The sequence below is a fragment of the Rhizobium sp. BK196 genome (assembly GCF_014193255.1).
Classification (GTDB): domain Bacteria; phylum Pseudomonadota; class Alphaproteobacteria; order Rhizobiales; family Rhizobiaceae; genus Rhizobium.
Window position 1 is genome coordinate 1,092,322 of the sequence record NZ_JACHZB010000001.1, and the last position, 23,965, is coordinate 1,116,286.

The following is a 23,965-nucleotide window of genomic DNA, read 5'->3' on the forward strand; positions in this document are numbered from 1 at the left end:
CAGAAATAAAAATCGAGAGCGGTGGAGAGAACGCCACGCGCGGGCGGTATCAGAGGAATGGCTTCTTGTCGGAACAGATAACCACTTTATACGAGGCGATCGGCGGCGATCCGGTCGTTCGGGCGCTGACGCATCGTTTCTACGAGTTGATGGATACGCTGCCGGAGGCGAAGAACGTGCGCGCCGTGCATCCGCCAAGTCTCGAAGGCAGCGAAGAGAAATTCTACGAATATATGACCGGCTACCTCGGCGGCCCGCCACTCTATACCGACAAGCGCGGCCATCCCCGCCTGCGCAGCCGTCATTTCGTCACCGAAATCGGCCCGGTCGAACGCGACGAGTGGCTGCTCTGCTTTCGCCGCGCGCTGGATGAAACCATCGCCAGCCAGGCGCTGCGCGAGCTCATCTGGACGCCGGTGGAACGGCTCGCCCATCACATGCAGAACAGGGAATAGCCATGAGCCTGAACGCGCGCCTGGAGCCGGTGTTCTATCTCTTTGCCGGCCTGTTCGGCCTTGCCGGCGTGGCTCTTGCCGCACTTGCCGCCCATGGCGGCGGCGACGCGCATCTGGCCGCCTCGGCTTCGGCCATGTGCCTTGCACACGCCCCTGCCCTTCTGGCGCTGGCGCTGGGTGCCGGCAAAATCAGAACCGCCTGGCTTGCCGGTTTGCTGATGATTGCGGGAACGGTGCTGTTTGCAGGCGATCTCGTCACCCTGCGCTTCACCGGCTCCGGCCTCTTCCCCTACGCAGCACCATCAGGCGGTTGGGCTATGATGCTGGGCTGGCTGGCGGTCTCAGTGAGTGCGTTTTGGCGAGTGCGAGCGTAAGATTTCGGAGCCCCCTTCTCCCCAGCGGGGAGAAGGGAAAATCGACGCCGCGGTACGTCCCCCTACTCCCCTCGGGGTCTGAAGGACGTATTGAGACCCGTGGCTCAAACCGGGTCGGTGGCCCGAAAGGCGATGAGGGGCGGCAGGCACCGTGCTAGCCCTTAGCAATCATATGCCGTCAACCACGGTGAAGCCCTCGAACACAGGAGGCCCCTTGTACATCTGCCTGCGCTCCCCCGCATTGCGATGCGCGGCGCGGAAATTCTCCGACTTCGTCCAGTTCAGAAAATCCTCTTCGCTACGCCAGAGCGTATGGGAAGAAAACAGCGTATAGCCCTCCTCCGCATTGGCCTTGCCGCGCAGCAGGCGGAACTCGACGAAACCGGGAACCTGAGAAAGGCTGGAATCGCGATTGCGCCAGACAGTCTCGAAATCGCCCTCGGCGCCAGCGGCCACCTTGAAACGGTTCATCGCGATATACATCAAAAGCTCCTTACGCCTTTTTCTGAGTTGCACGTCTGGCATAGGTCGGAAAGGCGACGATATTATTGCCGTCAGCAGCATCCGCGCCAAGGGGCCATGCCGCCGCCTCACCGGGCATGCGTGCTTCCCAGGCGGGAAACAGCACCACATTGGGATAACTGCGCCGGCGCGCGGCATTCTCAAGGAAAACCTCGTAAAGCGCCGGCACTAGGCCGTCGCCACCGTGAGCGGCGAGCTTGTGCAGGCCGATCATCGTGAACCCGTCAGGGCGTTCTTCGTTCATCGGGAATTGTCTCGTTCATTCATCGTCTGCAGCGCCCGTTCCAGGCTGGATTTGCTGCCGTTGCGCAGCGGAATGAAGGCCTTGCTGAACTTCTTGCAGCCGGTCTTCACCCGCAGGCAGGCATCGTGGCTGATACAGTCGATGGGGCAGAACACGCAGTCGACCGAGGGAAGCAGCGTATCGATGCGCGAAACCGCTTCGCGAAGACCGCCATCATGGTGGATGAGTTCGGCGCCGAAATTACTGGCGATCTGGCGAAGATGCGCCACCTGGCAATCTCGGCCGCCCACATAGAGGAAACTGCGGCCATCCAGCTTGGAGCGCGCGGAGGAAGTCTCTTTGGCCTCCTGATCGGCCTGAACACGGATGTCCCGGTTCGCCCCCTTCTTTGCCTTTCGAGCCATTTACCACCCGTTCGCTCGTTGATCATCACACGATTCCTGCGTGTGCGACCGGGACCTTATTAAACTTGATTTTTGTAGTAAAGTATAAAGTTGATTGTTTTTGTCATATTATCGAGACGTGATCTCGATCGGCGCTGACATGGTCATCGCCTGGCCGCCCGGCGGAGGGCTGAACGGTGCCGCGCGACGGACCGCATCGAGAGCGAGCTGATCGATCTCCGGAACGCCGGAACCGCGCGAAACACGAGCCGACGTCAGGCTGCCGCTGCCGCTGACCGAGAAGGTGACGACAACACTACCTTCGACGCCCCGAGGCTTCCTGATCGCGCGGCGAATACGGCTACGAATCTTGCCGGTATAATTCGCGGTGGCGGCAGTCCCCACACCATTATTGCCATTGGCGGCCTGAGAACTGTTGTCAGATTGCGCGGACGAGTTCCCTTCGGCAACGCCGCGCGTCGATGACTGCTGCGCATCGCCCTTGTCGCCGGCTGTTTTCTGCGGAGAGCGCTTCTTCTCAACCGGCTTTTCCCGCGCCGTTACCTTCGGCTTCGGCGTGGGCGTGACAACCTCCTCCGGCTTTTCCGGCTCAGGCTGGCCTTCAGCCGTTTCGACGGGCTTGACCTCTTCGGGGGTCTGCGCGACCTCCGGTTGGGTCTCCGCGGGCTTGATTTCAGCCGGCGGCACCTCGGCAGGCTGGACGTTCGTCGGCTGGATCTCGGCGGGCTGCATTTCCGAAGGAACCGTATCGACGGGCGCCGGCTGCTCCGGAACGACCGTCGACATGGGCTGCACGACAGAATCCTCTGCCGGCACTTCGGACACTAGAATTTCCGGCTCCACTGCCGCAGAAGTCTCGGGCGAGACTCGCATCACCTCCGGCGCCGGCGCCTGCTGAACGGCATCCTGCGTCTCAACCGGCGCAACCTCTGTCGGCTGCACCGCCTCGGGCTGCACCTGCGCCGTCTCCATTGGCTGGATGGTATCGGGCTGGACGGCCTCCGGAATGATTTCTTCCTGGACCGTCGTCTCCGTCTCGCCGGCCGCCGCCTGATCGACATCGGAATCGCCGTACATGACGACGCTCATCGCCTGGCCGGCTTCCTCGATCGCCTCTTCAGGCGCTTTCGGAAAGGCAATGATCAGCGCAGTCGCCAATGCCGCGTGAAAGATCAGCGAGCAGATGCAGGTCAGTGTCAGCCGCCGCCGCACCGGGGCCTTCTCGTCCTCCTGCTTCTCCACCGCCGCATCCATCGGCAATGGTGTCACCGGAGCAGCGGGAGCGGCTTCCGGATGATCGGGAAAGGAGGAGATCTGCGCAAAACGCGCATAGTGGATGACCTGTTCTCCGGCCGGCTGGCGCTGCGCGTTGCGCAGATCGACAAGCTCGTGGCCGGGATGCATGCCGGGATTGTTGTCATTCAGGCCCTTGTCAGCGCCCTCCTCCTCGATGAGCACGTGTCTCGATCTGGATTTCGCTGAAATTGCCATCTGACGCCTCGGACAACCTGAAACATGCGCACCGGGTTTCCTCCCGGCCCGGTCTTGGCCTTCGACCTGGTCTTAGCCTTCGAAAGGAACTGATATCTGTGAGCGGGTCACGAGACCCTTCATGCATTCGCCGGCCGCCGGTCCGTCACAGACGGGCGTGTCGTTGATCAGCACGCGCGTGACTGTCTCGCACTTTACGTTCGGCATATCGAACTGGCGCACGCGCTTCTTGCCCTGCGGCAGGTCGCGGAAATCGAGCACGGTGATGCGGTCGACGGCGTTCTTGTCGTTGAAGAAAGCAAGCTCGAAGGAGACCTTGTTGATCGGCGTCGCCAGATTGTTCTCGGCAACGAAGGTCATCATGCAGCCCTTCTGCGAGGGCGTCAGCGCGTTGAGCTCGACATCGAGCTTGGAAGCCGCCGCCGCATCCTGCGCATAGGCTTGTTCCGCGTACGAAACCGAAAACAAGAGACCAGCCGCAAAAGCGGCAAACCGACCCGTCATTATAACCTCTCCAAAGAGCAAATCGACCGCCCTAAGGCGGCTTCAAAACAGCCCCGTCAAAAACTTGACTGCTTTTGTCTTCAATTATTGCGTCTTTAAAAAACTATGAGTATGAGAGTCAAGATAAATGTAGCCGGAACCGGGGCCTTCAACCCCGCAATCACGGGAAAAGCCGACCGAAATGATGGTTGAAAAGCCAGATAATTTTAAGCTCGCACAGCTGCGCAACGAGCCAGCAGTGGCCGAGATCCGTGTTCTCGAAAGCGGCGATCTTTTTGCCGGCACCAACGAGATCATGATCAGGCACGACGGCGTGATCTACCGCCTGAAGATCACCCGTCAGGGCAAACTCATTCTCAACAAGTAAGCTTGATAAGCAGGGTAGTACATGACCGAGCAGAGCAGACCGGCACCATCCGAAATCCGCGCATTCCGCGCTGAGAACCCAAAAATGCGCGAGCGCGATATTGCCGCGCAACTCAAGATTTCCGAGGCGGCCCTCGTCGCCGCCGAAGTCGGCATCAGCGCTATCAGGATCGATGCCAGCGCCGCAAAGCTCCTGGAACGTGTCGCCGATCTCGGCGAAGTCATGGCGCTGTCGCGCAACGAAAGCGCCGTGCACGAGAAGATCGGCGTCTACGAAAACATCAAGGTCGGCGAGCACAATGCGATCGTGCTCGGCGAAAACATCGATCTGCGCGTCTTCCCGAGCCGCTGGGTCCACGCCTTTGCCGTCACCAAGAAGGATGGCGACACCGAACGCCTCAGTCTTCAGTATTTCGACAAGACCGGCAATGCCGTTCACAAGATCCACCTGCGCCCGGCATCCAATGTCGAAGCCTACCATCGCATCGTCGCCGAGCTGAAGATCGATGACCAGAGCCAGGAACTCGTCGAAGCCGAGGCTGCCCCGGATGCCGACGAAGACGGCAATGTCAGCCGCGAAGAGCTGCGCGACAACTGGAGCAAGATGACCGATACGCATGAATTCTTCGGCATGCTGAAGCGCCTGAAGATCGGCCGCCAGGCCGCCGTGCGCACCGTCGGCGAGGACTATGCCTGGAAGCTCGACAATACGGCGACGGCAAAGATGATGCATGCCGCCGTCAAATCAGGCCTGCCGATCATGTGCTTCGTCGCCAATAACGGCATCGTGCAGATCCATTCCGGCCCGATCTTCAACGTCCAGCCGATGGGTCCGTGGATCAACATCCTCGACGAAACCTTCCATCTGCATCTGCGCCAGGACCACATTGCCGAGACCTGGGCTGTACGCAAGCCGACCAAGGACGGCCACGTCACCTCGCTCGAAGCCTATGATGCTAATGGCAAGATGATCATCCAGTTCTTCGGCAAGCGGAAGGAAGGCTCCGACGAGAATGCCGAATGGCGTGACATCCTGGAAAATCTGCCACGGGCAACAAGCGTCGCCGCATAAGGATCGCAACGATGAAGATGCGTAACAACCTGCGCCGGATCCGCCTCCGGGAACTGGTCTTGACTGCGGCCGTCATCGCCCTGCCGCTGATCCCCGCAGCACCGGCGGGCGAGAACTATGCTTTCGTCCGCGCCGCGCACGCTGAGGAAAAGAAGCTCGACACGTCGCGGCTGGTTTCGGTCGGCGGCGACGTCACCGAGGTCATCTACGCGCTCGGTGAGGAAAGCAGGCTGATCGCCCGCGATACGACGAGCACGTATCCGGAAGCCGCCTTGAAGCTGCCCGACGTCGGCTATATGCGCGCCCTCTCACCGGAAGGGATTCTCGGCATGAACCCGACGGCGATCATCGCCGTCGAGGGCTCAGGCCCGCAGGAAGCGCTGAACGTCCTGAAGAACGCCAGCGTGCCCTTCGAGACCGTGCCGAACGCCTATACGCGCGACGGCATCATCGCCAAGATCGATCGCGTCGGAACGCTGCTGAACGTCCAGGACAAGGCAAAGGCGCTTGAAGAAAAGGTCGGCGCCGATCTCGACGCCGCCGTCGCAGACGCCGGAAAGCGCCCCGAAGCGGAGCGCAAGCGCGTTCTCTTCATCCTCAGTGCCCAGAACGGCCGCATCATGGCTTCAGGCATCGGCACCGCTGCTGATGGCATCATCAAGCTTGCCGGCGCGATCAATGCTGTCGGCGAATTCCCCGGCTACAAGCCGCTCACCGATGAGGCGATCATCAGCGCCAAGCCGGACGTGATCCTGATGATGAACCGCGGCGATGGTGCCGGCATCAAGAACGAGGATCTGCTGGCACAGCCGTCGATCGCGCTGACGCCGGCCGGCGAAAACAAGGCGATCATCCGTATGGACGGCATGCATCTCCTGGGCTTCGGTCCGCGCACGGCAAGTGCTGTCCGCGAACTCAACGCGGCGATCTACGGGGGCTGATTATGGCCGTTCCGGAAGCCATGATGGAAAACAGGCGATCCCTTTCGGCTCTATTCCAACGGAGCCGGCAGGCGGGCGATAGAACCGAACTGGCCTTGCTTGCGATCACCCTGCTCGTCCTGGCTTCCGTCTTCGCGCTGCTCTTCTCCGTCACGACAGGCGCATCGGACGCGTCCATTCTCGATGTTCTGAGAAACATGGCGGGCTCACAAACGGCGCTCAGCGCCCGCGACCGGATCATCATCTTCGATATACGCCTGCCCCGCGCCATCCTCGGCTTCCTGATCGGCGGATCGCTCGCCGTCTCCGGCGCAGTCATGCAGGGCCTGTTCCGCAACCCGCTGGCCGATCCCGGCCTTGTCGGTGTCTCCTCCGGCGCGGGTCTCGGCGCTGTCATCATGATCGTGCTCGGCGGTACGATCGCGGCACCGTTTTACCTTGTGCTCGGCATCTACGCCCTTCCGCTTGCAGCCTTCGGCGGCGGCCTCGCCACCACCCTGCTGCTCTACCGGGTCGCCACCAGCAACGGCCAGACCTCCGTCGCCACCATGCTGCTCGCCGGCATCGCGCTCGGCGCCTTGGCCGGGGCACTGACGGGGGTGCTGATCTACATGGCGAATGACCAGCAGCTGCGCGATCTCACCTTCTGGGGCATGGGCTCGCTTGCCGGTGCCACCTGGATCAAGATATCAGCAGCAGGCCCCATCATCCTGGTTTCCTTCATCGCGCTGCCCTTCATGGCCCGGGGCTTGAATGCGATCACGCTCGGCGAGGCCGCAGCCTTTCACATGGGCGTATCCGTCCAGCGGCTGAAGAATATCGCCATCGTCACCGTTGCGGCCGCAACCGGCGCTTCGGTCGCCGTCAGCGGCGGCATCGGCTTCGTCGGCATCGTCGTGCCGCATATTCTGCGCATGGTGATCGGTCCGGACCACCGCTTCCTGCTGCCGGCATCGGCCCTGCTTGGCGGCTCGCTGCTGATCTTCGCCGACGTGCTCGCCCGCACCATCGTCGCACCGGCCGAACTGCCGATCGGCATCATCACGGCAGCGGTCGGCGGCCCCTTCTTCCTCTGGATCCTGTTGCGGCAGCGCTCGCGCCTTGCCCTCTGAGTTTGCCCCAATGATCGAAGTTTCCGGCGTCAGCGTGCGCCTCTCCGGCAAGACCATCGTTCGCGACGTCGCCTTCACCGCGAAGGCCGGCGAGCTTACCGCCATTGCCGGCCCCAATGGCTCCGGCAAGACGACGACGATGAAGGCCGTTTCCGGCGAGCTTGCCTATGACGGCTCCGTACGTCTCAACGGCGAAGAGGTGCGCACACTGAAGCCGTGGCAGCTTGCCTCCGTCAGGGGGGTCCTGCCACAGGCAAGCAGTATCTCCTTCCCGTTCACCGTGCGCGAGATCGTTCGCATGGGTCTGACATCAGGCCTCAACCTCCACCCGGATCAGACCGATGAGACAGCCGCAAAAGCGCTTGCCGCCGTTGATCTCGCCGGCTTCGAAGGGCGTTTCTATCAGGAACTCTCGGGCGGCGAGCAGCAGCGCGTGCAGCTTGCCCGCGTGCTCTGCCAGATTGCCCAGCCGGTCGTTGACGGCAAGCCCTGCTGGCTGCTGCTCGACGAGCCGGTCTCCAGTCTCGATATCAGCCACCAGCTGACGATCATGACGCTGGCGCGCAATTTCTGCGAACGCGGCGGTGGGGTGATAGCAGTCATGCACGATCTCAACCTGACGGCTCTCTTCGCCGACAGGATCGTGCTGATGAAATCCGGCCGGCTGGCAGCCGCCGGCAATGTGCGCGAGGTGCTGACGGACGAATGCATGCAGTCCGTCTTCGGGTGCCCCCTGCGCGTCAACAAGGTGCCATCGGACGGCACGCCCTTCGTGCTGGCCCACAGCGCCTTGGCCGTCAACTGAGGAACCTTTGCGACCCGAATGCGTTGTCCGCAATGATTTGGGTCAAAGCCGGGCGCTCTCTTCCCTGCCATTGATGGCAATGACCCCGCGCGAAACCGGGCGGCGCTTGTGCGCGCCCAGCTATGGAGACAGTCATGGCCTACTCCTTCTTCCATTCCAGCCGCAGCCGCCGCAACGGCGCTCTCCACCATCTCGAAACCAGCATCGAAGACCAGATCGAGGCGCTGCGCGAAGAACTCGCCGAACTCACCCATGTTCTCGGCAAGACCTCCCGCCATCAGAGTGAAAAGCTGCGCTCGCAGGCATCTGCAAGCTATGAGGACATTCTCGGCCGCAGTGAGGATCTGCTGAACGAATTGCAGCAGCGTTACCTGCGCAGCGCCGGCGAAGTACGAAACACCGTACGCCGCCATCCGCTCGCAACGATCGGTGCCGCTGCCGCCTTCGGCCTGCTCGTCGCCATGCTCGCCCGACGCTAGAGTATTCCCGCTCTTTTCGAATAACGGAAACACTCTATCTCTTTGTTTTAACGCAATTCCGGACGCAAAACCGCTGCGCACTTTTGCTGGAATTGCTGTAGGAGGCTCGATGCTCTTCCCAATCCTGAGCCTGCTGGTCGGCACCAGCGTTCACCGCACCGTGGAACGCACCAAGCGCAACGGCATCTTCATCGCCGTTGCGCTGCTTTTTCTGCTGACCGCCTATGCGCTCGCCGTTACTGCCGGGGCCATCTGGCTGGCGGGCATCTATGGCGCCATCGGCGCATCCCTTTTCCTGGCCGCCTGCGCGCTGCTGATCGCGATCGTCGTCCTCATCATTATGGCGATCATGAATCATCAGGAAGCGCGCCGTGCCCGCGAACGCCGTGCGGCCATGGAATCCCTGGCAACCGTCGGCCTCGGCCTTATCCGTTCCCAACCGTTGCTGACAGCGGGAATTGTCGCCGCTCTTGTCGCGTCCAGTCTGCTCAGCTCGAAGCATCACGACTGACCATCACGTCTTTCACGGTGATTGCCGCGGAATATGACGCGCACAGGTTTTTGGCTGCACCATACGTTGCGGCATCGTCTTGAAATCGGCCGGACGTCTTACCGCGACAAAAAAGCCGGCGCCCGATGGGCAGCCGGCCATCTTTCCTCCCCGGAAAAGGTCGATCAGAAGGCAAAAGCCTTCGAGGTCAACGGCGCCGACGTGGCATCCGGGCCAAAATCCGCCTCGCCTGATATCTGCAGGAGATCCTGCAGCCGTTGGCGCGCGCGGTTCACGCGGCTCTTGATGGTGCCGACGGCGCAACCGCAGATTTCTGCTGCTTCCTCGTAAGAGAAGCCCGATGCGCCAACGAGAATGATCGCTTCGCGCTGATCCGGCGGCAGCTGATCCAGCGCCTTTTTGAAGTCCTGCAGGTCGAGTGCGCCGTATTGGGAGGGGTGCGTGGCCATGGATTCGGTAAACAAGCCGTCGCTATCCTGCACCTCGCGGCCGCTCTTGCGCATCTGGCTGTAAAGCTCGTTGCGCAGGATCGTGAAGAGCCAGGCCTTCATATTGGTGCCCATCTCGAAATGATCCTGCTTGGCCCAGGCCTTCATGATGGTGTCCTGAACCAGGTCGTCGGCGCGGTCGTGCCGGCCGATCAGCGATATGGCGAAAGCACGAAGACTGGGGAGGGCCGCCAGGAGTTCGCGCTTGAAGCTCGGTTGCGCTTTTTCCATGCCGGTATTTCCTATTCGGCCATCTTTGCGGAAGCCATCATTTCGGCCTGATCGAGCTTTTCGAGCAGGTCGAGGAAGCGATCGGGAATGGCTTCTTCCTGCGCGGAGGCATAGAGGGAGCGCAACCGGATACCGATTTGATTGTTCGGATCCAGTATGTCGCTTGCCCGCAGCTCCAGCTGGCGCTCGTCGGGTGCCTCTGTCTTTTGTGTCGTCATCAACTAATCACTTCTTGGCTGTTGTCTCGGAATGAAAGGCAGACTCTGCTGTGAAAGTTAAATGGAAAGGATATCCGGTCGATCAAGCCGATCCTTGCAAACCCTTGATCCCGCAGATCCATTCCGTCCATATGTATCAAGACGTGACGCCCTTCATTGTCGGCTAGGATAATGCGACGCCGCAAAAAAAGTTCCTCACCTCCGGAACTTTTTTAGGGAAATCGCGTTTTTAAGTCATTGAAGCCACTCACCGGCTTGGAGACGGAGTTTTTAATGACACTTTCCACTCGAATTGCGCCGCACCTTCCTTATCTGCGTCGCTATTCTCGCGCACTTACCGGCACTCAGACATCAGGCGATGCTTACGTCGCCGCCGTCCTCGAAGCGATCATCGCCGATCTCTCCATATTCCCGGATACCGCGAATGACCGCGTCGCACTCTACAAACTGTTCACGCAACTGTTTGGTTCCACAGCGGTCGAGATTCCCGAACCGTCCTCTCCCTATGCCTGGGAACAGCGCGCGACGCTGAACCTTTCCAAGGTTTCTCCGCTCGCCCGGCAGGCTTTCCTGCTGGCATCGGTCGAGAACTTCCGCGTCTCCGAGATCGCCGACATTCTCGAAATCACCGAGGAGGAAACCATGCAGTTGCTCGACAAGGCTTCGCACGAGATTTCGCGCCAGGTCGCGACCGATATCATGATCATCGAGGACGAACCGCTGATCGCCATGGATATCGAGCAGATGGTCGAAAGCCTCGGCCACCGCGTCACCGGCATCGCCCGCACCCATGCGGAAGCCGTCGCGCTCTACAATAAAACGAAGCCGAGCATGGTGCTGGCCGATATCCAGTTGGCCGACGGCAGCTCCGGCATCGACGCCGTCAACGATATTCTCAAGACATCGAGCGTGCCCGTCATCTTCATCACCGCCTTTCCCGAGAGACTGCTGACCGGGGAGCGGCCGGAGCCCACGTTCCTTGTAACCAAGCCCTTCAACCCCGACATGGTCAAAGCCCTGATCAGCCAGGCGCTTTTCTTCAATGAAACGACACGTGTGGCGGCCTGAAACATGAATCTCAGCCGCGCCGGAACCATTCCGGCAACGATGCGTTCCGGCTCTGCCGGGACGTATTGGCGGCCTTAACGTTTTTTGCAGTGCTTGCTTTTAGAATGACCGGCATGTTTGTCGGGAGGGTAGCATTCCCTCCATATGTTCGAAGGGACTGAGGAAAGGCGGCCGAGTGAATACGACTGGACCACTGTCCGGAACGCCTTTCACCACCGAAGGCAAAGCGGCCATGATGGAGCGCGCGCTCGCCAGCGCAGCCATCTCCATCCTATATCAGGATGCCAGCCTTGCCATGATTTACGCCGAGAATCTCCTCCCCTATTTCCAGAAGCGTTTCGTGGCCGGTGGCGATGACGGCTCGCTATTCGGCGAGGCTCACGGCAAATCCCTTGCCGCGATGAAGCTCAGGGTGCTCGAAACCGGCGCCTCCAGCAATGCCGAGGTCGAAGTTGCGATCGACGGCGAAACCAGGACATTCGAACTGAAGGTTGAACGCACCGGCGCGCGCGGAAATTACGGCCTGCTTTCCGTCATCTCTGAGATTACCGAAAGCCGGCACCGCGAAAAGGTGCTGAAATCGCTGCTGCGCGAGCTTTCCCACCGCTCCAAGAACCTGCTTGCCATCATTCAGGGCATTGCCACCCAGACTGCGCGAAACACAATTTCCCTCGATACTTTCCTGACGAAGTTCCGCGGGCGCCTTCAATCGCTCTCCAACTCACAGGATCTGATCACCGATTCCAGCTGGCGCGGGGCCTTCCTGTTCGAACTCGCCGAAAAGCAGTTCGCGCCCTATTGGCCGGAAACATCGGGCTCCATGCCGATTTCTGGCGTCAACGCGCATCTGACGCCGAACGCCGCCGTGCATCTCGGCCTGGCGCTGCATGAACTGATCGTCAATTCCGCCTCCTATGGCGCAATCGCCAGCGGCGCGACGTCGGTGACGCTGAATTGCCTCGAAACTGACATCGCCGGCCGCCGGGCAATCGAGCTCACCTGGGTGGAAGTGCTGCCAAACAGCGCCGATGTGCACGAATTCAGCGAAAACAGCTTCGGACGCACAGTGCTGGAGCGGGTCGTGCCCTCCTCCGTCAACGGCAAGGCCGAACTGACGCTGACACCCGGCCGTATCGAATACCACCTGACGGTTCCGGAAACCGAATTCGAAATCCTCAAGCGTCCCTGAGGCATTCCATGCAATTTGCGGCATTCGGCGCGATTTGCATTTTCTGACGTTGCCTGAGCTCAAACGGAAAAACAGCCGGCGCGAGGGCGGCGCACCGGCTGTTTCGACTCACCGGGAGGGGACCGTGAGTTCGTCCGAATGATGGGTTGGGGGCGCGCATGTTGGGTCGATGCGGTCATCATCCGGATATCGCATTAACTACGCACGTTAACTTTGGTTCCGCCGTTTCGGAAAAAAATTGGACTTTTATCAATTTTTTCTCGGACACCCGAATTGGGGCGCCATCCAAATCCTTCCAATGGGAAGGCAGAGCCTGCCTAAAGAATTATCATACCAAACAAAATCAATCACTTACATGAAGTATGCGAAAGAAAATTGCCAAAATTTTACCGTTTGATAAATTTTTGAACCTGAGTTACGATTTCCTCACTAGCCGTTACCGATAAAGAGGGAACTTCAATGGAACGTCTGGAAACTGGGATTCGTGCCGGCCGGCTTTCGTCCGCCGAGTACGAGGCTAATTTCTCCGATCTTCATCCGCGCTTAGACAATCACGAAGCGTTGGTCGCCGCCGACCGCTGTTATTTCTGCTATGACGCACCGTGCATGACGGCCTGTCCGACCTCCATCGACATTCCGCTCTTCATCCGCCAGATTTCGACCGGCAATCCGTTGGGTTCGGCGAAGACCATCTTCGATCAGAATATCCTCGGCGGCATGTGCGCCCGCGTCTGTCCCACCGAAGAGCTCTGCGAGCAGGCCTGTGTGCGCAATACCGCCGAAGAGCGCCCGGTCGAGATCGGCCGTCTGCAACGCTATGCGACGGATGCGGCGATGGCCGCTGGCAAGCAGTTCTACCGACGCGCGGAACCAACCGGCAAGAAGATCGCCGTCGTCGGCGCCGGTCCCGCCGGCCTCGCGGCAGCCCATCGCCTCGCCATTAAGGGCCATGATGTGGTGATCTACGATGCCAAGCCGAAATCCGGCGGCCTCAACGAATATGGCATTGCCACCTACAAGACGGTCGATGACTTCGCCCAAAAGGAAGTAGATTACGTCCTGTCGATTGGCGGCATTGAGGTGAAGCACGGCCAGCAGCTCGGCCGCGATTTCTCGCTCGCCGACCTGCAGAGCCAGTATGACGCCGTCTTCCTCGGCCTCGGCCTTGCCGGCGTCAACGCATTGCGCGTCGACAACGAAAACCTGCCCGGTGTCGATGACGCCGTCGATTTCATCGCCGCCCTGCGCCAGGCCAGGAACAAAGGCGACATCGCCATCGGCCGCCGTGTCGTCGTTCTCGGCGGCGGCATGACTGCGATTGACGCCGCCGTACAGGCAAAGCTGCTTGGCGCCGAGGAAGTGACGATCTGCTATCGCCGCGGCAAGGAACATATGAACGCCTCGGAATTCGAGCAGGATCTCGCCACCTCCAAGGGCGTCATCATCCGCCATTGGCTGGCGCCGAAATCCATCCTCTCGCAGGACGGCAAGGTGGCGGCGATCGAGGTGGAATATACCAGCCTCGTCGACGGCCGCCTCACCGGCACCGGCGAGACCGGCGTCATCGCCGCCGATCATATCCTGAAAGCCATAGGCCAGGCCTTCGAAGCCTCCAGCCTCGGCGCGCTGAGGATGGAATCCGGCCGCATCGCGGTTGATGCTGAAGGCCGCACATCGATCGAAGGTGTGTGGGCCGGCGGCGACTGCGTCTTTGGCGGTGAAGACCTGACCGTATCTGCCGTCGCCCATGGCCGTGATGCGGCCGAATCCATTCACCGCACCCTCACTGCTGCAGCCGCTCCGGCTGTCGCTGTCGCCTGAAGGGGAGAATGAACAATGGCTGATCTCCGCAATAATTTCGTCGGCATCAAGTCCCCAAACCCCTTCTGGCTCGCCTCTGCACCGCCGACCGACAAGGCCTACAATGTCGAGCGCGCCTTCAAGGCCGGCTGGGGCGGCGTCGTCTGGAAGACGCTGGGCGAGGAAGGCCCGCCTGTTGTCAACGTCAACGGCCCGCGTTACGGCGCGATCTGGGGCGCCGACCGCCGCCTGCTCGGCTTGAACAATATCGAGCTCATCACCGACCGCGACCTGCAAACCAATCTCAGGGAAATGAAGCAGGTCAAGATGAATTGGCCGGACCGGGCGCTCATTGCTTCGATCATGGTCCCGTGCGAGGAACAGGCCTGGAAGGCCATCCTGCCGCTGGTGGAAGAGACCGGCGCTGACGGCATCGAACTGAATTTCGGCTGTCCGCACGGCATGTCCGAGCGCGGCATGGGCTCGGCCGTCGGCCAGGTGCCGGAATATATCGAAATGGTCGTGCGCTGGTGCAAGCAGTACACGCGCATGCCCGTCATCACCAAGCTGACGCCCAACATCACCGACATCCGCCGCCCTGCCCGCGCCGCCAAGGCCGGCGGCACGGATGCCGTATCGCTGATCAATACGATCAACTCGATCGTCTCGGTCGATCTCGACAATTTCGCCCCTAACCCAACGGTCGGCGGCAAGGGCAGCCATGGCGGCTATTGCGGCCCGGCGGTGAAGCCGATCGCGCTCAACATGGTCGCCGAGATCGCCCGCGATCCGGAAACCTACGGCCTGCCGATCTCGGGCATCGGCGGCATCACCACGTGGCGCGATGCAGCCGAATTCCTGGTGCTCGGCGCCGGCAACGTGCAGGTCTGCACCGCAGCCATGACCTACGGCTTCAAGATCGTGCAGGAGATGATCACGGGCCTCTCGGACTGGATGGATGAAAAGGGCCACAAGACCCTCGACGACATCACCGGCCGCGCCGTTCAGAACGTCACCGACTGGCAGTACCTCAACCTCAACTACATCGCCAAGGCCAAGATCGATCAGGACGCCTGCATCAAATGCGGCCGCTGCTACATCGCCTGCGAGGACACTTCGCACCAGGCGATCACCAACTTCGTCGACGGCGTTCGCCATTTCGAGGTGATGGACGAGGAATGCGTCGGCTGCAATCTCTGCGTCAGCGTCTGCCCGGTAGAAAACTGCATCACCATGGAGCAGCTTCCGGCTGGCGCTCTGGACAAGCGCACCGGCAAGGTGGTCGACCCGAATTACGCCAACTGGACGACACATCCAAATAACCCGATGGCGCGCCAGGCTGCGGAGTAATACCCCCGAAAGCCTGATGAAAAAGCCGCCCGTCCAAGGCGGCTTTTTCTTGCCCGTTACCCGGCCCTCAAAGGCCGAACGACTTCCTGTAAGCGCTCGGGCTCGTCCCGAGCCGCCTGCGGAAATGATGGCGCATGGTCGCCAATGTCCCAAACCCACTGGCAAGAGCAATATCGTCGAGCGACACCGCAAGCTGCTTTTCCAAGAGTTCACGCGCATGCCGCAGCCGCTCCTTCAGCAGCCACTCGCCGACGCTGTCGCCTGTCGTCGCCTCGAAGCGGCGCTGGAAGGTGCGCATGCTCATGCCGGCCTTGCCTGCAAGCAAGCTGATCGGCTGCTCATCGGAAAGCCGTTCGCGCATCCATTCGATCAGCGGTCCCAAACGAATGCCTTCGCGCTCTTCCGGCACGGGCGCAGCGATGAATTGCGCCTGCCCGCCCTCGCGATGCGGCGGAACGACGAGCCGCCGCGCCACGCTGTTGGCCGCGTCGGGCCCAAAATCACCGCGCACCACATGCAGGCAGAGGTCGATCCCTGCGGCACTGCCGGCCGCCGTCAGGATGCTGCCCTCATCCATGTAGAGCACGTCGGCATCGAGCGCGATGTCAGGGTAGCGTTCGGCAAGCGAGGCGACATAGCGCCAGTGGGTCGTCGCCCGACGCCCGGCAAGCAGCCCGGCAGCGGCAAGCACGGCGACACCCGAGCAGAGCGACATCACTCGCGCGCCCCGTTGGTGCGCAGCACGCAAGGCAGCAGTCAGGGTTTCCGGCACCGGCGCATCGATCGCCCGCCATCCAGGCGCAATGATGAGATCCGCCTCGCCGAGCAGTTCGAGCCCCTCGTCGACCGCGACCGTCAGCCCACCAGCGGCCCGCAGCGGACCTGACTCTACGCCGGCGACCGAGAAGCGATACCAGCCCTCCCCCATCTCCGGCCGCGGCAGGCCGAAGACCTCATAGGCGATACCGAATTCGAAGGTGCAGAGCCCGTCATAGGCCAGCGCTACGACATGCGGCCCACGCGTCTTGTGCACATTCGATTCTGGCATGATCTTTACGCTATCCGTCGTAACGGCCAATTTCGCTCATCACTATCATCGGCAATGATCGGCCGCAATCCAAGCCAAGACCAGCCCCAGGAAAGGACAAGATCATGCCGAGCCCCGTTTCCGAAATTTCCGCCGCCTCTCCCGAAGCCACCGTCGAATACTTCGCCCGCAAGCTCGCCTTCGAGACCGACTGCTCGGATGTGCATGCCGCCTTCGCCTCCGGCAAGGTCGATTTCGTGTTGCTCGATGTGCGCTCGCCAGCACTCTTCAACCTCTCGCATATTCCGGGTGCCCTCAACCTGCCGCATGGCAAGATGACTGCGCACCGCATGTCCGAATGGCCTGACGATACGCTGTTCGTGGTCTATTGCGCCGGCCCGCATTGCAACGGTGCGGACAAGGCGGCACTCCGCCTCTCCCGTCTCGGTCTGTCCGTCAAGCTAATGATCGGTGGTCTGACCGGATGGGCGGATGAAGGCTTTATTTTCGAAGGCGAAGCAGGTGTTGCTGCCTGATCCGGTTCCCCTCTCCTCGTTTGAGGAGAAGGGAACCATCCCTCAAAACTCGACCACGACCTTGCCGAACGGTCCGCGATAGAGGTGATCGAGCGCTTCGGGGAATTCCTCGAACGCGTAGCGCTTGTCGATGACGGGTTTCAGCCCGGTCTGATCCACCGCCCGAACCAGATCCTCCAGCGCCCGGCGATGACCGACGGAAATACCCTGCACCACAGGCGCCTTGAGCAAGAGCTGGGCAGCCGGACCGGACACTTCGAAACCTTCGAGAACCCCGATGACCGAGATACGGCCGTTGACCGCCACCGCCTTCAGCGCCTGCCCGAGATGCGCGCCACCGACGATTTCAAGGACGTGGTCGGCGCCGTAGCCGTCGGTCAGCGAATAGAGCTGCTCCACCCAATCGCCGTCATTCCGGCTGAGCGCATGATCAGCGCCGAGCGCAACGGCGCGTTCCAGCTTCTCCCCGCTGCCCGATGTGATGAAGACCTCCGCCCCATGCGCCTTGGCGATCTGCAGTCCGAAGAGCGCAACGCCGCCGGTGCCCTGAACCAGCACCTTGTCACCGGCTTTCAGGCCTCCGCGCTCGATCAGCGCAAACCACGCCGTCAGTCCTGCGCAAGGCAAGGTACTCGCCTCAGCAGCATTAAGCGTCTTCGGCGCCGGCGAATACCATTCCTGTGACAGGACGGTGTACTGCGAGAGAACGCCGGGATAGAAGCCACCGCGTGTCTTGTAGGGTGGCGTACGTGCATCGCCTAGGCCGCGGCTGTCGATCCAATCAGGCGAGAAGGTCGAGATCACCCTGTCGCCCGGCTTGAAACGCGTGACCTCGGGACCGACCTCCTCCACGATGCCCGCCATGTCGGAGGCCGGTACGAAGGGAAATTGCAGCGGCAATCCCATACCGGTTTCCATCACCAGCCTGTCACGGAAATTCAGCGAAACGGCCTGCGTCCGCACCAGAACCTTGTTGCCCAAAACCGGCTCCAGCCTCCGCTCGCCGATGACAAGCGCCCGTTCCGGCCCGACCTTATCGATCTGCCACTGTCGAGTTGTCTGCATCGTCTTGCTCCTTGTCCATTGCAGGGAGCGTGAGCATATCGTTGAATATTCAGCACCAGTTGTGATATAAATTCGCCAAACTGGTTCCAAAGTGGAAGCAATATGGAGCAGCTGAAAGGCATCTCGATCTTCGTCGAAGCCGTTGAGGCCGGCGGTTTTTCAGCCGCCGCCGAACGGCTGCACCTGACCCGTTCTGCTGTCGGCAAGACGATTGCACGGCTCGAACGGCGGCTCGGCGTCCGCCTCTTCAACCGCACGACCCGCATGCAGAGCCTGACGGAGGAGGGCCGCTTCTTCTACGAGCGCTGCTTGCGCGCGGTGGAAGAAATACGCCTCGGGGAGGCAATGCTGGAAACAGGCCGGCGCGTCGTGCGCGGCCGACTGCGCATCTCCATGCCGGTGCTTTTCGGTCGCCTTTGCATTGCGCCGATATTGGAGAAACTGCTCGACGAGCATCCCGAGCTTGAACTTGATCTTTCGTTCAACGATCGCATCGTCGACCTTCTGGAAGATGGCTTCGATCTTGCCATCCGCAATGGACCACTGAAAGACAATCCCGAGCTGATGGCCCGCGCCGTCGCTCGCCAGCGGATGACCGTCTGCGCATCCCCCGCCTATCTGGAAAGATACGGGATACCGCAGACGATCGCCGACATTCCGCAGCATCGAGGCGTCATCTACAGGCGTGGCGATTATGAAAGAAGCTGGATCTTCCCGGCGCCGGGTGACCCATGGCGAGAGATCCAGCCGCAAGCGCGGCTGCGGCTCGACGATCTCGGGGCGATATCGGATGCGGCGGTTGCCGGACGAGGACTTGCCTGGCTGCCCTGCTGGCTGGTGCGCGAGGATGTAGCCGCAGGCCGCCTCGTCCAGGTGCTGAAACATGAGGCGGCGAATATCGTCGATGCCCATGCCGTCTGGCTTCGTTCACCGGTCATGCTGCCGAAGGTAAGATTGGCGATCGACACACTCGCGACCCGTCTTCCGGCCGTGATGGGCTGACGGAAGAAACCGGTTCCGGGCGGATCCTAAATCAGGCGCCCGACCGATCCGGCCGCAATCCGCCGATGAAAAGCTGCTCAAGGAAGCGCGCTGCATCCTCGAAGCGCCCGTCGCCGGAATGCTCTTCGCCGAGCACGGCGCGAACCTGCACGTCGAAATCGGCATAGTGCTGCGTCGTCGACCAGATCGAGAAGATCAGGTGATAGGGGTCGCAATGGACGATCTTGCCGCTTTTGATCCAGGTGCGGATCACGGCCGCCTTTTCGTCGACCAGCTCTTTCAGCGGCCCTTTCAGCATATCAAGGACGTGCGGCGCGCCCTGCAGCATCTCATTGGCGAAGAGCCGGCTCTCGCGCGGGAAATCGCGGGCCAACTCGAGTTTGCGGCGAATATAGCTGCGGATCTCCGATTCCGGATTGCCTTCCGCATCGAAGGCCCTCAGCGGCTCCAGCCAGTTGAAAAGCACCCGGTCGATCAACGCGCGGTGCATCGCTTCCTTGGTGCGGAAATAATAGAGGAGATTCGGCTTCGACATGCCGGCCACCTCGGCGATCTGGTCGATAGTCGAGCCCCGGAACCCGCTGACCGAAAATACATCGAGCGCCGCTTCCAGGATCTGCTCTTCCTTTTCTTCCTGGATGCGTGTCCGCCGAAGTGTCTTCGCCGCTCTCGGTATGGCCATTCGCTCTTTCCCCTTGAAATTCAACTCCTCGCTCAAGATTGGAAGAACGGCCTCTCCTGCCGCTTTAATGGGCACTTGCCAGCATTTTTGCCCATTTTTTTGTATGTATTTTTCGTGATTTTCGTCTTGAGCGCAGCGATGGAAGTTGTAATGTTTACCAATCGGTCAAATTATCCGCCAGATAAAAAACAAAGGCAACTGGCGATTTTCCGGCGCTGACAGAACAACGGGCAGCAGCGGAATTTGACCACGGGAACAAGGCAGGCAGGCATCTCGCATGACTGCCGCAAAACAGGTGAGGATTTTCAACTATGGTGGCAGCGCCAGGCGAAAACATGCGCGTCAATGGGGACCGTCTCTGGGACAGTCTCATGGACATGGCAAAGATCGGCCCGGGAATTGCCGGCGGCAACAACCGCCAGACGCTGACGGATTCCGATGCCGAGGGCCGCAACCTCTTCAAGACATGGTGCGAAGACGCAGGCATGACGCTCGGCGTCGACAAGATGGGCACGATGTTTGCAACCCGCCCCGGCACCGATCCTGACGCGCTCCCCGTTTATGTCGGCTCGCATCTCGATACCCAGCCGACCGGCGGCAAGTATGATGGCGTGCTCGGCGTCCTCGGTGCCCTCGAAATCGTCAGGACCATGAACGATCTCGGCATCAAGACGAAGCACCCCATCGTCGTCACCAACTGGACCAACGAGGAAGGCGCCCGATTCGCGCCTGCCATGCTGGCCTCTGGCGTCTTTGCTGGTGTGCACAGCCTGGACTTCGCCTATAACCGAAAAGATCCCGAAGGCAATCTCTTCGGCGATGAGCTGAAGCGCATCGGCTGGGTCGGCGACGAGGAAGTCGGCGCGCGCAAGATGCACGCCTATTTCGAATATCACATCGAGCAGGGTCCGATCCTTGAAGCCGAAAACAAGCAGATCGGCGTCGTCACCCACTGTCAGGGCCTGTGGTGGCTGGAATTTACGCTGACCGGCAAGGAAGCGCATACCGGCTCGACGCCGATGAACATGCGCGTCAATGCCGGCCTTGCAATGTCGCGCATCCTGGAAATGGTTCAGAGCGTGGCGATGGGCGAACAGCCGGGCGCCGTCGGCGGCGTCGGCCAGGTCTTCTTCTCGCCGAACTCCCGCAACGTGCTGCCGGGCAAGGTGGTCTTCACCGTCGACATCCGCTCGCCCGACAAGGCCAAGCTCGACCGAATGCGTGCAAAGATCGAGGCGGAAGCGCCCAAGATCTGTGATGCGCTGGGAGTCGGCTGCTCCATCGAGGCGATCGGCCATTTCGAGCCCGTCACCTTCGACGAAAAGCTGGTCACATCCGTCCGCTCCGCCGCCGAACGCCTCGGCTACAGCCACCTGAACATCATCTCCGGCGCCGGCCACGACGCCTGCTGGGCCGCCAAGGTCGCGCCCGCGACGATGGTCATGTGCCCATGTGTGGGTGGTCTCTCGCACAATGAGGCGGAAGATATCTCCAAGGAATGGGCGACGGCCGGAGCCGACGTGTTGTTCCATGCGGTGGTCGAGACGGCGGAGATTGTCGTGTGATGGCGTCCGACTTGCCAACGACCTATCTCGATTACGCTGATGCTTTTAAGTTCTATAGTCAGCGAACTGCCGACGACCTTGCATGGGCCAATGCCAATCTGACGCCGGTGAACGACGGGCCGTGGGACGATGTACCTAGCGCGCAGGTCTACTACATTGGCATCAACGCCGTAGGCGAGCGGATCAAGCTTTCACAAATATCGGGTTTCTGGCGGTATAAACCCTCCAATGTCGAGCTAGCCGGGTCGGATGCCTCCTCGCGCCATCAATCCTACTATCTCGCTGGGGAGCCTGGGTCTGTTGCTGTCGTTCGGATCGAACTCGGCCCTTCCATGCCCGGAATACTGATCGAACGCCCCAAGGGCAGCCAACCCGTACAGTCAACTGGGCTCATCGATGGCAAGGATTTCTACTTTCGCGAAAGCGATGGTTTTTGGTCATTGTCAGTCGGTGGCGCTGACGTCGTTGAGCAGCCCGACTGGTATTACGAGGAAGAGCACGACACTCCCGACGATCTGAGTGAGGAGGCAGTTTACAGCCTCATCGCAAAAGGGGCCGCGCTCCTGCGAAGTGGCACGCCCACGATGGCAGTTGAACAGTAACAGCTAGGAAAAGGAGCAGCAGCCATGACTACAGTCATCAAGAACGGCACCATCGTCACGGCCGACCTCACCTATAAGGCTGACGTGAAGATCGACGGCGGCAAGATCGTCGAGATCGGCCCGAACCTCTCCGGCAACGAGGTGCTGGATGCCACGGGCTGTTACATCATGCCCGGCGGCATCGATCCGCATACCCATCTCGAAATGCCCTTCATGGGCACCTATTCCTCGGACGATTTCGAAAGCGGCACGCGGGCGGCCCTGTCCGGCGGCACGACCATGGTCGTCGATTTCGCCCTTCCCTCGCCCGGCCAGTCGCTGCTCGAGGCGCTGACCATGTGGGACAACAAGTCGACCCGCGCCAATTGCGACTATTCCTTCCACATGGCGATCACATGGTGGGGCGAGCAGGTCTTCAATGAAATGAAGACGATCGTGCAGGACAAGGGCATCAACACCTTCAAGCACTTCATGGCCTATAAGGGCGCGCTGATGGTGAACGATGACGAGATGTTCGCCTCCTTCCAGCGCTGCGCCGAGCTCGGTGCCCTGCCGCTCGTCCATGCCGAAAACGGCGACGTCGTCGCTTCCCTTTCCGCCAAGCTGCTGTCGGAAGGCAATAACGGCCCCGAGGCACATGCCTATTCGCGCCCGGCCGAAGTCGAGGGCGAAGCCACCAACCGCGCCATCATGATTGCCGACATGGCCGGCTGCCCCGTCTATATCGTCCACACATCCTGCGAACAGGCCCATGAAGCGATCCGCCGCGCCCGCCAGAAGGGCATCCGCGCCTATGGCGAGCCGCTGATCCAGCACCTGACCCTCGACGAGACCGAATATTTCGACAAGGACTGGGATCACGCCGCCCGCCGCGTCATGTCCCCACCCTTCCGCAACAAGCAGCATCAGGACTCGCTCTGGGCCGGCCTCGCCTCCGGTTCGCTGCAGGTGGTGGCGACCGATCACTGCGCCTTCACCACGGCGCAGAAGCGTTTCGGCGTCGGTGATTTCACCAAGATCCCGAACGGCACCGGCGGTCTCGAAGACCGCATGCCGATGCTCTGGACTTATGGCGTCAACACGGGCCGCCTGACGATGAACGAATTCGTCGCCGTCACCTCGACCAACATCGCCAAGATCCTGAACATCTACCCGAAGAAGGGCGCCATCCTCGTCGGCGCCGATGCCGATCTCGTCGTCTGGGATCCGAAGCGCTCCAAGACTATTTCGTCGAAGCGCCAGCAATCGGCGATCGATTATAACGTTTTCGAAGGCAAGGAAGTGACCGGCCTGCCGCGCTATACGCTGACGCGTGGGGTCGTGGCGATCGAGGAGGATACGGTCAAGACCCACTCGGGCCATGGCGAATTCGTCAGGCGCGAGCCGGTCACAGCCGTCAGCAAGGCGCTGTCGACCTGGAAGGAGATTACCGCTCCCCGCAAGGTTGAACGCACGGGCATCCCGGCGAGTGGGGTGTGACACATATGCGCGGCCATCTGCTTCTGACGATCGTTTCCCTGGCCGCGCTTTCCACCGCGGCGAATGCTGACACGCTGCCCATCAAGGGCAGCTACGGCAACAAGGATGGCTGTGCCTACGCCAAGAGCGGCGAAAGTACAGGCTCCGACAACTTCTTTCTGTTGACTTCCGAGGGCATCACCACGGCGGCCTCTTACTGCGAAATCAAGAAAATCCTGAAGACCGAAGGCAAGGACTTCACCGCCACGGTCGCTTGCCAGGCGGAGGGCGAAGAGAGCAGCAACGACGACACCGTCAAGATCACGTCAGGGCCTAAAGGCTATACAATCGGGTTCGTGGCCGATGCCGCAATCAAGTGGGGGCCGTTGCCGCTATGCAAATAG

At 60.9% G+C, this 23,965-nt stretch carries 29 protein-coding genes; 19 read left to right on the plus strand and 10 right to left on the minus strand.

What is annotated here, in order from left to right; all coding sequences use genetic code 11:
• Positions 1 to 65 precede the first annotated feature (65 nt).
• Both FHT78_RS05665 and FHT78_RS05670 read left to right on the plus strand, forming a co-directional pair.
• Positions 66 to 455 carry a group II truncated hemoglobin gene (locus FHT78_RS05665; RefSeq protein WP_183741446.1) on the plus strand — a complete coding sequence of 130 codons (390 nt, stop codon included), beginning with the start codon at positions 66 to 68 and terminating at the stop codon, positions 453 to 455.
• Between the two features lie 2 nt (positions 456 to 457).
• Positions 458 to 829: a DUF423 domain-containing protein gene (locus tag FHT78_RS05670; protein ID WP_183741448.1), complete on the plus strand. Its 372-nt coding sequence runs from the start codon at positions 458 to 460 to the stop codon at positions 827 to 829.
• A 168-nt stretch (positions 830 to 997) separates the two neighbouring features.
• Here FHT78_RS05670 and FHT78_RS05675 read toward each other — a convergent pair whose 3' ends face one another.
• From FHT78_RS05675 to FHT78_RS05695, 5 genes are all read right to left on the minus strand, one after another.
• On the minus strand, positions 998 to 1,312 hold the full coding sequence (locus tag FHT78_RS05675) for an antibiotic biosynthesis monooxygenase (RefSeq protein ID WP_183741450.1): 315 nt from the start codon (positions 1,310 to 1,312) through the stop codon (positions 998 to 1,000).
• Between the two features lie 10 nt (positions 1,313 to 1,322).
• Positions 1,323 to 1,595 (minus strand): hypothetical protein, encoded by a 273-nt coding sequence (locus tag FHT78_RS05680; protein ID WP_183741452.1) that lies wholly within the window; start codon positions 1,593 to 1,595, stop codon positions 1,323 to 1,325.
• Positions 1,592 to 1,999: a DUF2325 domain-containing protein gene (locus FHT78_RS05685; RefSeq protein WP_183741454.1), complete on the minus strand. Its 408-nt coding sequence runs from the start codon at positions 1,997 to 1,999 to the stop codon at positions 1,592 to 1,594. Before FHT78_RS05685 ends, FHT78_RS05680 begins: the two co-directional genes overlap by 4 nt.
• Positions 2,000 to 2,107: 108 nt before the next feature.
• Positions 2,108 to 3,490 (minus strand): energy transducer TonB, encoded by a 1,383-nt coding sequence (locus FHT78_RS05690; RefSeq protein WP_183741456.1) that lies wholly within the window; start codon positions 3,488 to 3,490, stop codon positions 2,108 to 2,110.
• A gap of 72 nt (positions 3,491 to 3,562) precedes the next feature.
• Positions 3,563 to 3,994, minus strand: coding sequence for a hypothetical protein (locus FHT78_RS05695; protein WP_183741458.1), 432 nt, complete (start codon positions 3,992 to 3,994; stop codon positions 3,563 to 3,565).
• Positions 3,995 to 4,175: 181 nt separating this feature from the next.
• Here FHT78_RS05695 and hemP point away from each other — a divergent pair, with 181 nt between their 5' ends.
• The 7 genes from hemP (at position 4,176) to FHT78_RS05730 (ending at position 9,280) form a co-directional block, all read left to right on the plus strand.
• On the plus strand, positions 4,176 to 4,361 hold the full coding sequence (gene hemP / locus FHT78_RS05700) for a hemin uptake protein HemP (protein WP_112544040.1): 186 nt from the start codon (positions 4,176 to 4,178) through the stop codon (positions 4,359 to 4,361).
• Positions 4,362 to 4,382: 21 nt separating this feature from the next.
• The gene (locus FHT78_RS05705; protein WP_183741460.1) at positions 4,383 to 5,432 is read left to right on the plus strand and encodes a ChuX/HutX family heme-like substrate-binding protein; all 1,050 of its coding nucleotides are present in this window, start codon (positions 4,383 to 4,385) and stop codon (positions 5,430 to 5,432) included.
• 11 nt (positions 5,433 to 5,443) lie between these two features.
• Complete coding sequence (locus FHT78_RS05710; protein WP_183741462.1) at positions 5,444 to 6,373, plus strand: ABC transporter substrate-binding protein; 930 nt, start codon at positions 5,444 to 5,446, stop codon at positions 6,371 to 6,373.
• Positions 6,374 to 6,375: 2 nt separating this feature from the next.
• On the plus strand, positions 6,376 to 7,485 hold the full coding sequence (locus FHT78_RS05715; protein ID WP_183741464.1) for an iron ABC transporter permease: 1,110 nt from the start codon (positions 6,376 to 6,378) through the stop codon (positions 7,483 to 7,485).
• 10 nt (positions 7,486 to 7,495) lie between these two features.
• A complete protein-coding gene (locus tag FHT78_RS05720; RefSeq protein ID WP_183741466.1) occupies positions 7,496 to 8,290 on the plus strand; it encodes a heme ABC transporter ATP-binding protein in 795 nt (264 codons plus the stop codon).
• 134 nt (positions 8,291 to 8,424) lie between these two features.
• Entirely contained in the window at positions 8,425 to 8,769 is a 345-nt protein-coding gene (locus tag FHT78_RS05725) for a DUF883 family protein (RefSeq protein ID WP_183741468.1), read from the plus strand.
• A gap of 109 nt (positions 8,770 to 8,878) precedes the next feature.
• The gene (locus FHT78_RS05730; protein ID WP_183741470.1) at positions 8,879 to 9,280 is read left to right on the plus strand and encodes a hypothetical protein; all 402 of its coding nucleotides are present in this window, start codon (positions 8,879 to 8,881) and stop codon (positions 9,278 to 9,280) included.
• Between the two features lie 164 nt (positions 9,281 to 9,444).
• Here the strand turns inward: FHT78_RS05730 and FHT78_RS05735 are convergent, their stop codons facing one another.
• Both FHT78_RS05735 and FHT78_RS05740 read right to left on the minus strand, forming a co-directional pair.
• Complete coding sequence (locus FHT78_RS05735) at positions 9,445 to 9,999, minus strand: RNA polymerase sigma factor (RefSeq protein ID WP_007815244.1); 555 nt, start codon at positions 9,997 to 9,999, stop codon at positions 9,445 to 9,447.
• Between the two features lie 11 nt (positions 10,000 to 10,010).
• Entirely contained in the window at positions 10,011 to 10,217 is a 207-nt protein-coding gene (locus tag FHT78_RS05740; RefSeq protein ID WP_183741472.1) for a NepR family anti-sigma factor, read from the minus strand.
• A 273-nt stretch (positions 10,218 to 10,490) separates the two neighbouring features.
• Between FHT78_RS05740 and FHT78_RS05745 the strand changes: the two genes are divergently transcribed.
• The 4 genes from FHT78_RS05745 (at position 10,491) to preA (ending at position 15,624) form a co-directional block, all read left to right on the plus strand.
• Positions 10,491 to 11,285: a response regulator gene (locus tag FHT78_RS05745; RefSeq protein ID WP_183741474.1), complete on the plus strand. Its 795-nt coding sequence runs from the start codon at positions 10,491 to 10,493 to the stop codon at positions 11,283 to 11,285.
• Positions 11,286 to 11,478: 193 nt separating this feature from the next.
• A complete protein-coding gene (locus FHT78_RS05750) occupies positions 11,479 to 12,474 on the plus strand; it encodes a sensor histidine kinase (protein ID WP_183741867.1) in 996 nt (331 codons plus the stop codon).
• A gap of 459 nt (positions 12,475 to 12,933) precedes the next feature.
• Positions 12,934 to 14,295 (plus strand): NAD(P)-dependent oxidoreductase, encoded by a 1,362-nt coding sequence (locus tag FHT78_RS05755; protein ID WP_183741476.1) that lies wholly within the window; start codon positions 12,934 to 12,936, stop codon positions 14,293 to 14,295.
• Positions 14,296 to 14,310: 15 nt separating this feature from the next.
• Positions 14,311 to 15,624 carry an NAD-dependent dihydropyrimidine dehydrogenase subunit PreA gene (gene preA / locus FHT78_RS05760; RefSeq protein ID WP_183741478.1) on the plus strand — a complete coding sequence of 438 codons (1,314 nt, stop codon included), beginning with the start codon at positions 14,311 to 14,313 and terminating at the stop codon, positions 15,622 to 15,624.
• A 67-nt stretch (positions 15,625 to 15,691) separates the two neighbouring features.
• On the opposite strand, the gene ftrA is transcribed toward preA, so the two are convergent.
• Positions 15,692 to 16,672, minus strand: a complete 981-nt coding sequence (gene ftrA, locus FHT78_RS05765) for a transcriptional regulator FtrA (protein WP_183741480.1) — start codon at positions 16,670 to 16,672, stop codon at positions 15,692 to 15,694.
• A 104-nt stretch (positions 16,673 to 16,776) separates the two neighbouring features.
• Between ftrA and FHT78_RS05770 the strand changes: the two genes are divergently transcribed.
• A complete protein-coding gene (locus FHT78_RS05770; protein WP_183741482.1) occupies positions 16,777 to 17,187 on the plus strand; it encodes a rhodanese-like domain-containing protein in 411 nt (136 codons plus the stop codon).
• A gap of 42 nt (positions 17,188 to 17,229) precedes the next feature.
• Here the strand turns inward: FHT78_RS05770 and FHT78_RS05775 are convergent, their stop codons facing one another.
• Positions 17,230 to 18,252 carry an NAD(P)-dependent alcohol dehydrogenase gene (locus tag FHT78_RS05775; RefSeq protein ID WP_183741484.1) on the minus strand — a complete coding sequence of 341 codons (1,023 nt, stop codon included), beginning with the start codon at positions 18,250 to 18,252 and terminating at the stop codon, positions 17,230 to 17,232.
• Between the two features lie 102 nt (positions 18,253 to 18,354).
• Here FHT78_RS05775 and FHT78_RS05780 point away from each other — a divergent pair, with 102 nt between their 5' ends.
• On the plus strand, positions 18,355 to 19,254 hold the full coding sequence (locus tag FHT78_RS05780; RefSeq protein WP_183741486.1) for a LysR family transcriptional regulator: 900 nt from the start codon (positions 18,355 to 18,357) through the stop codon (positions 19,252 to 19,254).
• Between the two features lie 31 nt (positions 19,255 to 19,285).
• Here the strand turns inward: FHT78_RS05780 and FHT78_RS05785 are convergent, their stop codons facing one another.
• The gene (locus FHT78_RS05785) at positions 19,286 to 19,936 is read right to left on the minus strand and encodes a TetR family transcriptional regulator C-terminal domain-containing protein (RefSeq protein ID WP_183741488.1); all 651 of its coding nucleotides are present in this window, start codon (positions 19,934 to 19,936) and stop codon (positions 19,286 to 19,288) included.
• Between the two features lie 311 nt (positions 19,937 to 20,247).
• Between FHT78_RS05785 and FHT78_RS05790 the strand changes: the two genes are divergently transcribed.
• From FHT78_RS05790 to FHT78_RS05805, 4 genes are read left to right on the plus strand one after another with little or no spacing between them, the layout of a single operon-like run.
• The gene (locus FHT78_RS05790) at positions 20,248 to 21,501 is read left to right on the plus strand and encodes a Zn-dependent hydrolase (protein ID WP_183741490.1); all 1,254 of its coding nucleotides are present in this window, start codon (positions 20,248 to 20,250) and stop codon (positions 21,499 to 21,501) included.
• Complete coding sequence (locus FHT78_RS05795) at positions 21,498 to 22,103, plus strand: hypothetical protein (RefSeq protein ID WP_183741492.1); 606 nt, start codon at positions 21,498 to 21,500, stop codon at positions 22,101 to 22,103. The genes FHT78_RS05790 and FHT78_RS05795 overlap by 4 nt, the downstream gene beginning before the upstream one ends.
• A 24-nt stretch (positions 22,104 to 22,127) precedes the next feature.
• Positions 22,128 to 23,582: a dihydropyrimidinase gene (gene hydA, locus FHT78_RS05800; RefSeq protein ID WP_183741493.1), complete on the plus strand. Its 1,455-nt coding sequence runs from the start codon at positions 22,128 to 22,130 to the stop codon at positions 23,580 to 23,582.
• Positions 23,583 to 23,587: 5 nt separating this feature from the next.
• Positions 23,588 to 23,965: a hypothetical protein gene (locus FHT78_RS05805; RefSeq protein WP_210289749.1), complete on the plus strand. Its 378-nt coding sequence runs from the start codon at positions 23,588 to 23,590 to the stop codon at positions 23,963 to 23,965.